Origin of the sequence: Microcystis sp. M_QC_C_20170808_M3Col (genome assembly GCF_007095505.1) — a bacterium.
Taxonomy (GTDB): domain Bacteria; phylum Cyanobacteriota; class Cyanobacteriia; order Cyanobacteriales; family Microcystaceae; genus Microcystis.
The window spans coordinates 1-7,489 of sequence record NZ_SFBY01000434.1; the positions used below are offsets into that span (position 1 = coordinate 1).

Consider the following 7,489-nt stretch of genomic DNA (forward strand, 5'->3'; position numbering starts at 1 on the left):
GACAACAGGAACGGGAGATCATCCACATTCTTGATGTTGGCAAAAGCGTTTACAATTACGCGCTCTCGGAACGGAAAGATTGGCTAAACTCTCGAAAGTGTCTTGCGGATCGCTGTTCGTTAGTTTCCGAGTACATAATTCCTGCGGATGAACCCTATCCTAATTACTTCGTTCAAGCCAAAAATCTAACGGAAGCTAAAAAAATCTATCCGATATTAAAGACGGTTAACGCTCAAGTTTTACAGCAAGTCTTAAAAACTTTAGATAAGGCGTTTGACCAGATGAAGTCGAAAAGTTTTGGCTTTCCTAGATTCAAAAAAAAGATGCGGAGTTTTGTTTTTCCCGCGCTGTCAAAAAACTTCTTAGGTGACGAATACTTAAATTTTCCACAATTGGGAAAAATTCGGATTAGGAAATCTAGGGAGTACCCGTCTGGGTTTGAGCCTAAACAAGCTCGAATTATCCAAAAAGCGTCGGGATTTATTTTACGTTTCGGTTTCCTTCCAGTCCCAAGAATCCGTTCCCGATATAACGGCTGGGAAGACCTGTTTAGGAATTGACGCGGGAATTGAAAGTTTTGTCGCTACTTCACGAGGAGATTTAATCAAAGCCCCTCGATTTTTGTTGAAAGTACAGAGTAAGCTTAAATTGCTACAAAGACGCTTGAAACGGAAAACTAAAGGCTCTAGCAATTGGTTAAAACTTCAGGAGAAGATAGCGAGATTACACGAAAAAGTGTCTAATACTCGTAGAGATTGGCACTTTAAACTAGCTCATTACCTTTGTGATATCGCTGATAACATCTTCGTTGAAGATATTAACTTCGTTTCCTGGTCTAGAGGGATCGTTAGAAAGCAATCTCTAGATTCGGGTATCGGTAGTTTTATTAATGAGATACTACCGTTTGTCGCTTGGAAACGGGGAAAATATTATCTTAAGGTTGATAAAAACGGAACTTCGCAAGAGTGTCCGAATTGTGGCGCGATTACCGGTAAAAAGGCGTTATCGGAAAGAGTTCACCGGTGTGATTCTTGCGGCCACATTGAACCAAGAGATACGGCATCAGCGAAGGTAATCGAGAACCGAGGAAAAAACGCGGTCGGGCTGACCGTGTTAGAAAACGCTCGCGGAGGCGATTTGACGGGGATCGTCCGGTTAAACCAGGTCGATCTAGTTAAAAGCCTAAGAACCGAGAATCCCCCGCTACACTGCGCGAGCGGTTAGCGGGGGAGAGTCAACGGGTAATTTGTTGTACCAAAGCGATGACATCGCTGCGGCTGAGTTTTTCCTTACCCAAAGCTAGGACTTCGAGAGTGCCATGGGCTAAAGCGAGGGGAATCTTACAAAAATCAAGTGCTGGTCCTTGCGGCAGCGATTGAGTGTAATAATCGGCTAATTTTAGATTACGACGGGCATAATTATGAATATCAATAATTGTCCAACCTTGGGGCAGAAAACTTACCCCCCGGCGCAGATCCTCGCCATGGTTGCGGGCAATATTAACCGCTTGTAAACCCCGACCAAAACCGATGGCATAACTGCGATTAGTTTGAGTGCCGTCGTACCAATTCCAGAGGTCAGACAGCAATAAACCCACGGCACCGGCCACACTAAAGGTATATTGATCTAATTCTATTTCTGTGCGAATATCCCAGTTATTCCCAGCCCAGTAGGCCATGCGATCGGCCATGGCCGCCGTGGCATCCCAAACCCGGGGGGCGATCGAATCTGGCGCTAACAGGGCCCATTCGCCAATTCTCAGGGTTACTTCCGGCAAAATCTCCCGATGGACTAAGCCAAAAGCAAAGTCCTCTTTGGTGGAATTTTCAGTACCTGCTTGTAAATTCAGGCTAATTTGTCTTAATATCTGGGATTTACTGAAGTTATCTAGGTCGGGATGGTCTTCTACTTCATCGATCGCCCGCATACAGAGATAAGCTGAGGCTACTGCCTCGAGCAGGCGATCCGGTAAACGACTTATAGGAATATAAAAAGTTCGACTCGTTTCTTGCAGAATCGTTAAAGCATTATCGCGCAAATTCATTCAGTCCTCTCCTCACGCCAACTTAGGTAACTACGAGTTAAACCAATCAGATAGATCGGTTTAGGTGATTCCGATGTTCCTAAGACAAAGTTGCTGTCCATTGTAGATGATTATTCAAAATTTCGAGATTATTCTCGAAAAAATCAACCTTTAGGGTCTTCTTGACAATTTTTCTTTCTGGGATAGCCGAAGGACAATTACGGCAATTTTTCGAGATTACAGGCTTAAAAAGCGGTTTTTGCCCGTTTTTAAGTAGCATTTCGCGGCTTCATGGCAAGGATTGAAAGGAGATCACTTGTAAAACCGGCCCGATCATGGCCAGAGTCATCACATCTGAGCGAATTTGACCTATAACTGTCACTTTTGCCTTTTTTTGGGTTAATTCGGCGGGAGGGTCTATTAATTCGTAGGTTTGACCGTTATCGGCAATTAATGCCCAAGTTCCCGTGCCTATTTCGATTCTTTTTACCTGACCGGTTACACTAATATTCATGCTTTAATTTCGCTCATCGAGGCGCTCGCAATTGCTGCCCCTGTCACAAGCATTCTATCGATATCTTTCCTCGGCATTGATTGCCAATTTTGCCCGACTTTAACCTCATAAATCAGTTTTTTTTATCTAAAAAGCGATTGCCACTTCCGCCACCACCGCTAAGAGGGAGGCCACAGCCGCTAAAATTATTATTTCTCGATCGGATTGTCTCATAACTATCTGAGTATAAATTACTAATCCTAGTCCATACCACATCTAACCTAGGGTTTGCGGCAAAAAGTTTGTTGGTGGGGGTAGGGTGTGGGGTGTGGGGTGTAGGGTTTTACCGATTTTGAGGGGGTCAATTACCTAATTTTTAGGGAAAAAGTCCCTCAATTTTCCCCCTGATCACCCCCAGATCTGGTACTTTTTGATTTCGAAAAAGTCTAAAAGTATTACCCAACAAGGTTTTTAGATTTATTCAGCAAACCCTAACCTAGAGTTAAATTGATCTAAATTATTTTATCCATAGATAAAAAGCTATAAAAGTTATCATTGCTCGGCAAAAACGGCGAAATCTATGTCCAGATTGCCCCGTATTCTTTGTTCAGGAAGCCCTAATTAGGGTCTGCTGAAAAAGTTTTTCGTGGGGACAGGGTGTGGGGTGTGGGGTGTGGGATGTGGGGTTTTACCGGTTTTGAGGTGGCTAATTACCTAATTTTCAGGGAAAAAGTACCTCAATTTTCCCCCTGATCACTCCCATGCCTGGTACTTTTTGATTGACAAAAAGTCTAAAAGTATTACCCAAAAAGGTTTTTAGATTTATTCAGGAAGCCCTAATTAAGCCTAACTGTTAATAGCCTAAGGATAGGCACTACCATTAGATTCCATAGGCATCAACCATTGGGAGATAGTTTCTAGTTTTTGACGGATTTGATCGAGTTGATCCTGCACGGGTTGCAGGAAAGTTTCGTACTGTTGTACCTGAGTTTTTAAACGCAATAATGCCAGATTAGCATCGCGCCATTGTCGCTCCTGTTCTTCAAATTCACGAGTTTTTTGCTCTAAATCCGACCATTGCTCATCAATAGTATCTCTGTTTTTTGGTAAATCCTCTTGTAGTCGCTTGATTTCTGCTGCTAAACGTTGACTTTCTTGGAGATTATTTTGATAACTATCCTCCAAGAGAATTAACAATGGTTCAAAGCTACATTTTTGGGCATCTTCTGGGGATAAAATTCCCTGTCTCCGTTGCAGAATTTTCAGATGTTGAGAGCGAATAGCTTGCCTTTCGTGGAGATTACGTCTTTGTCCGACCAAAGTTGCCGCCAGCATTCCTTTTTTTTCCTGTTCCTCGGCTAATTCTTCTTCTAAATTAGCTCGCTCTGATTCATCTATTGTGGCCATTCTTGCTTCTAATTCTTCCACGGTTTGGCATTGGAGAGTTAATTCTTCCTCTTGGTCGTTGACAAAAATTTCCCAGCGCTTGAGGTCTGTTTGTAAGTTCTTAACTAAGCTCTCCAATTCTTCTAAAGGCATTTTTTCAAGAGCTTCTAGATCGATTTTACCATCAAAATCTAGTTCTTCCCCTTGCAGGAGACGAAGGAGCATTTGTCGAGTAGAATCAGTGGTTTGTAGGGTGAGGTTAAGGCTCTCGAATAATTCCTGTTTTTGACTCAGAACAGTTTCTTGTATTTGTAATTGTATTTTAGCCGTTTCCAAAGCACCGCGACTCGTCTGTAATTCCCTCGCTCTTTGTTCGAGATAATCGAGCATTTCATCGTTGGCGAACTGACGATTTTCTACAGCTTTTTTCTGCTCCTCTAAACTCTGCCAACAACTATTTAAAATTGTCTGTTGTTCCTGCACAGATTCAAGAGTGGAATGGAGAATTTGTGAGGGAGAATTGCCCCGATCATGATTATTAGCTAAACGCTCCGCTAGAGAGCGAATAAATTGTTGTTTTTCTGGGGAAAGATTGGGGGAGGAGTTAAAATTTATTTTTCCTTCTTCCAGGTGTCGCTGTTGCTCGTTTAATTGTTGTTTTAGGGTTTCCAGTTCTTGTCTTTTGCGCTCTAAATACTCGAATTCTGCCTCTATTTGTTCAATTTGCTCGATTCTTGTCTCCATTTCCATTTTCTGGCGGTTGAGAATCTCGCTTTGATAGGTGAGGGATTGTTTCCACTCCTCGATTTTCTCTTGATCTTTCTTGCTGCGCTCCATCAAACGGGCAATCTTTTGCAGTTGCCGCACCATCTCCGCTCCCGCTAATTCCGGGTTTCCTTGCAGTTGACGATTATTGCTCAAATTTACCAAGAGAAGCGCACCTTCACCCAGGGAGTTAGTTTCGTCGTAGGTTAAGATATCTTCCCCCGGTATGGCACTCCACGTCTGATCGTTATGCTGACAGGCCAATAGTTTCAATTCGGTTTTGTAACCACCGATAAAACCTCTAGTCTGTTTTTTTACTTCTGCAAGGTATAGCACGAGTAGTCGTCCTCCATAATAAAAGTTTTTTTGACTTCTCCGACCCATAAATGATAGAGAATTCTAAGCGGACTTCGCGTCTTTTTAGCTGACCAGAACTTGAATTTCTGGGGACGAGTCAAAACGACCCTAGACACTCGACTTAAATTAAAATTAAGTGTTGTGCTTACTTTCCGAATTATGTTAGCTGCCCCATTAGCATCAGCATTAATGTACTGATTTTGAGCAGCCCGATACAATCCTCTTTTTGTTCTCTTTCCTGATGGTTGCCACCCTTCGGTTTTTTTACCAAATTTAGGTAGCGAGTCATTGTCTAAAAAAGAAGCTTTTAATGGATAACTTTCCTCGGTTTCAATAAACTTAATCCCACAATGTTCACACACTTTTCTAATGCGTTCTTTGAGTTTTGCTGTAGGAATTGAAACAAAAGATTGATGATTATTTTGGACTAAATTACATTCTTGTTTTTGTTCTTTATTCCATCCAAAAACAACCACTCCAATTTGATGCTCAATGCAGTAATTAATAACCAGTCTAGCTGCTTTATTAACAGCATCTCTTATTTGTCGATTACGCTTTTCTGTGATTTTAGCGAGTTGGGTTGACCAAAATCCTTGAGGTTTTCCTTCTTTGAGAGTAGCTACCTGTTTGTTGTACCAACGATTAACAGACTTAAGATGTCTTCCATCAATTATAAAGCTAGTACCGAGACTAGAAACTCCTGTTAGCCAATTCTTTAAACCCCGATCTAAACCTAGCACATTATCGGGATTGACCTCAATCTCGACTGGTTTACTCTCATAAACAAACTCAACATAAAAACAATGATTTCTGGGCAGTATTCTTAATTCCTTAATTTCTTGAAACCTCAAATTGGAGGGCATTGGCAAATAGAAGCTATCAAGTCCAAACCATTGCTTAACAGTTTTTCCTAAAGGGATTCTAACTTGATTATCAACCCATTTTAGGGCTTGCTTGGGATAAGTGACAAGGAACAGACCTTCTTTTTTTATGTATTTAAGTAAATGATGCTTATCTGTTAACTCTCCCTTTCTATATTTCTGGTTTAGCTCTTTAAATGATTTAAAGGACTCAGGAACACTTCTAAGTATTTGCTGTGCTGCCTGAGAGGATAAAACTTGATAGTGTTTGTTGTTTTTATACTCTTTCTCTAAATCAAATTTACCAATAATTTTATCGGTTTTGAAATAAAGTTGACGGGCATAATAAATTGCACAGTTAGTCAGTTTATGAGACTCAGCACAAATGAACTCAAGGATAGCCTTTAAATGTTTATCCATGCTCATTAGATTTTGCTGGCATCTATACATTGTATTTTTACCTCCTGATGTTATACTAGCATAAATGCACTAGGCTGTTCGTAATTTAAATTACTTGGGCCAGACGAGGCAAGAGGCAACACCCCCCAACCCCCCGACGTGGGTAGGGTCGTTTCATTCTCAAGAAAAAAGGAGAAATACGGCGAGAAACGAAATTTTAGCGACATAAAGACAATAATTGGCGGATTTTGTGCTTATTGTGGTCAATTCCCTTTGTTAAAGAATCATAACCCTCTAACCTGTACAAGGTTAAAACCCATGTCTTTAACAAGGAAATGTTGATGGGGGAAAGTCCCTTTTTCTGGGGACTAAGATCCTCGTTGAGCAAAGAAGTTAGTGAAAGCTGTTTGTAAATGTCTTAACCCTTGTTGTAAAGGTACACAGCTTACTTCATTGAGAAAGTCTAATTCTTCTTGCTTTTTCCAATCGGTCAACGTTGAAGAAGTTTCAGCATATGCTACTCTTTCTTGTCTTTCATACCAAGCTTGTGTTCTGAGATGGAGTGCCTTATTGTCAACCAATCTTACACAGCCCAAGGTGCGCCGCAATAGCGACTCTTGTTCTGGTGTTGGGTAAAATCGAAACGAGTAGGCTTTCTCCATATTTCACATTCTGGCATATATCGTGTAAATGCGCTAATATTTAACGGTAAAGCCGTCGTAGAACGACAGGGTTTCAGACCCAAAATTTTCGATGAGTAAGGGAAACCAGAAAGCGCAGTGATGAGCTTCGAGAATCCTCACGCCTTTAGGCCCAGGAGTGTCAAATAATTAGCTTATCAGATTTATTATTAGTGACAAGAGGAGGTAATACTAAATCCTGTTTAAAAGGTATAGGACAGTGGGGTGTAGGGTGTGGGGAGAAGGGAGCGCTGGAGCTTCGGAGTGGGGAGCAGGGAGAAACAATTGATAACTTGAGAGTTAATCACACTATTAAAAACGGATTTGGTGTAAGAGAGCGTTTCTCATCTCTCATCAAGATGAAGTATTGTAAAGTTTCAATACAAATATAGTCATATATAGCCAGCCATGGTAATATATAGACAGGAAACTATCAGACTAGGCAAAAAAAACAAGAATAAGTTATCGAACGGCTTGGAGGTGGTGGAAACAAGGGAATTTAACAGGCTATCAATTGCCTTCCGGT

At 41.2% G+C, this 7,489-nt stretch carries 5 protein-coding genes and 2 pseudogenes; 1 reads left to right on the plus strand and 6 read right to left on the minus strand.

From position 1 onward, the window contains the following. Window positions 1–1,224: pseudogene (locus EWV84_RS20000) on the plus strand (RNA-guided endonuclease InsQ/TnpB family protein); the annotation flags it as partial. A 10-nt stretch (window positions 1,225–1,234) separates the two neighbouring features. On the opposite strand, the gene EWV84_RS20005 reads toward EWV84_RS20000, so the two are convergent. From EWV84_RS20005 to EWV84_RS20030, 6 genes and pseudogenes are all read right to left on the minus strand, one after another. Beyond that, entirely contained in the window at window positions 1,235–2,044 is an 810-nt protein-coding gene (locus EWV84_RS20005; protein WP_287079614.1) for a squalene/phytoene synthase family protein, read from the minus strand. 268 nt (window positions 2,045–2,312) lie between these two features. Then, window positions 2,313–2,537: a hypothetical protein gene (locus EWV84_RS20010; RefSeq protein ID WP_287079616.1), complete on the minus strand. Its 225-nt coding sequence runs from the start codon at window positions 2,535–2,537 to the stop codon at window positions 2,313–2,315. A gap of 126 nt (window positions 2,538–2,663) precedes the next feature. Continuing rightward, window positions 2,664–2,792 (minus strand): hypothetical protein, encoded by a 129-nt coding sequence (locus EWV84_RS20015; RefSeq protein ID WP_287079617.1) that lies wholly within the window; start codon window positions 2,790–2,792, stop codon window positions 2,664–2,666. A gap of 585 nt (window positions 2,793–3,377) precedes the next feature. Then, window positions 3,378–5,003, minus strand: a complete 1,626-nt coding sequence (hmpF, locus tag EWV84_RS20020) for a pilus motility taxis protein HmpF (RefSeq protein WP_287079620.1) — start codon at window positions 5,001–5,003, stop codon at window positions 3,378–3,380. Then, on the minus strand, window positions 4,982–6,334 hold the full coding sequence (locus EWV84_RS20025) for an RNA-guided endonuclease InsQ/TnpB family protein (RefSeq protein ID WP_287079621.1): 1,353 nt from the start codon (window positions 6,332–6,334) through the stop codon (window positions 4,982–4,984). Before EWV84_RS20025 ends, hmpF begins: the two co-directional genes overlap by 22 nt. Before the next feature lie 326 nt (window positions 6,335–6,660). Then, window positions 6,661–6,945 (minus strand): annotated as a pseudogene (locus EWV84_RS20030) (helix-turn-helix domain-containing protein); the annotation flags it as partial. Window positions 6,946–7,489 lie beyond the last annotated feature (544 nt).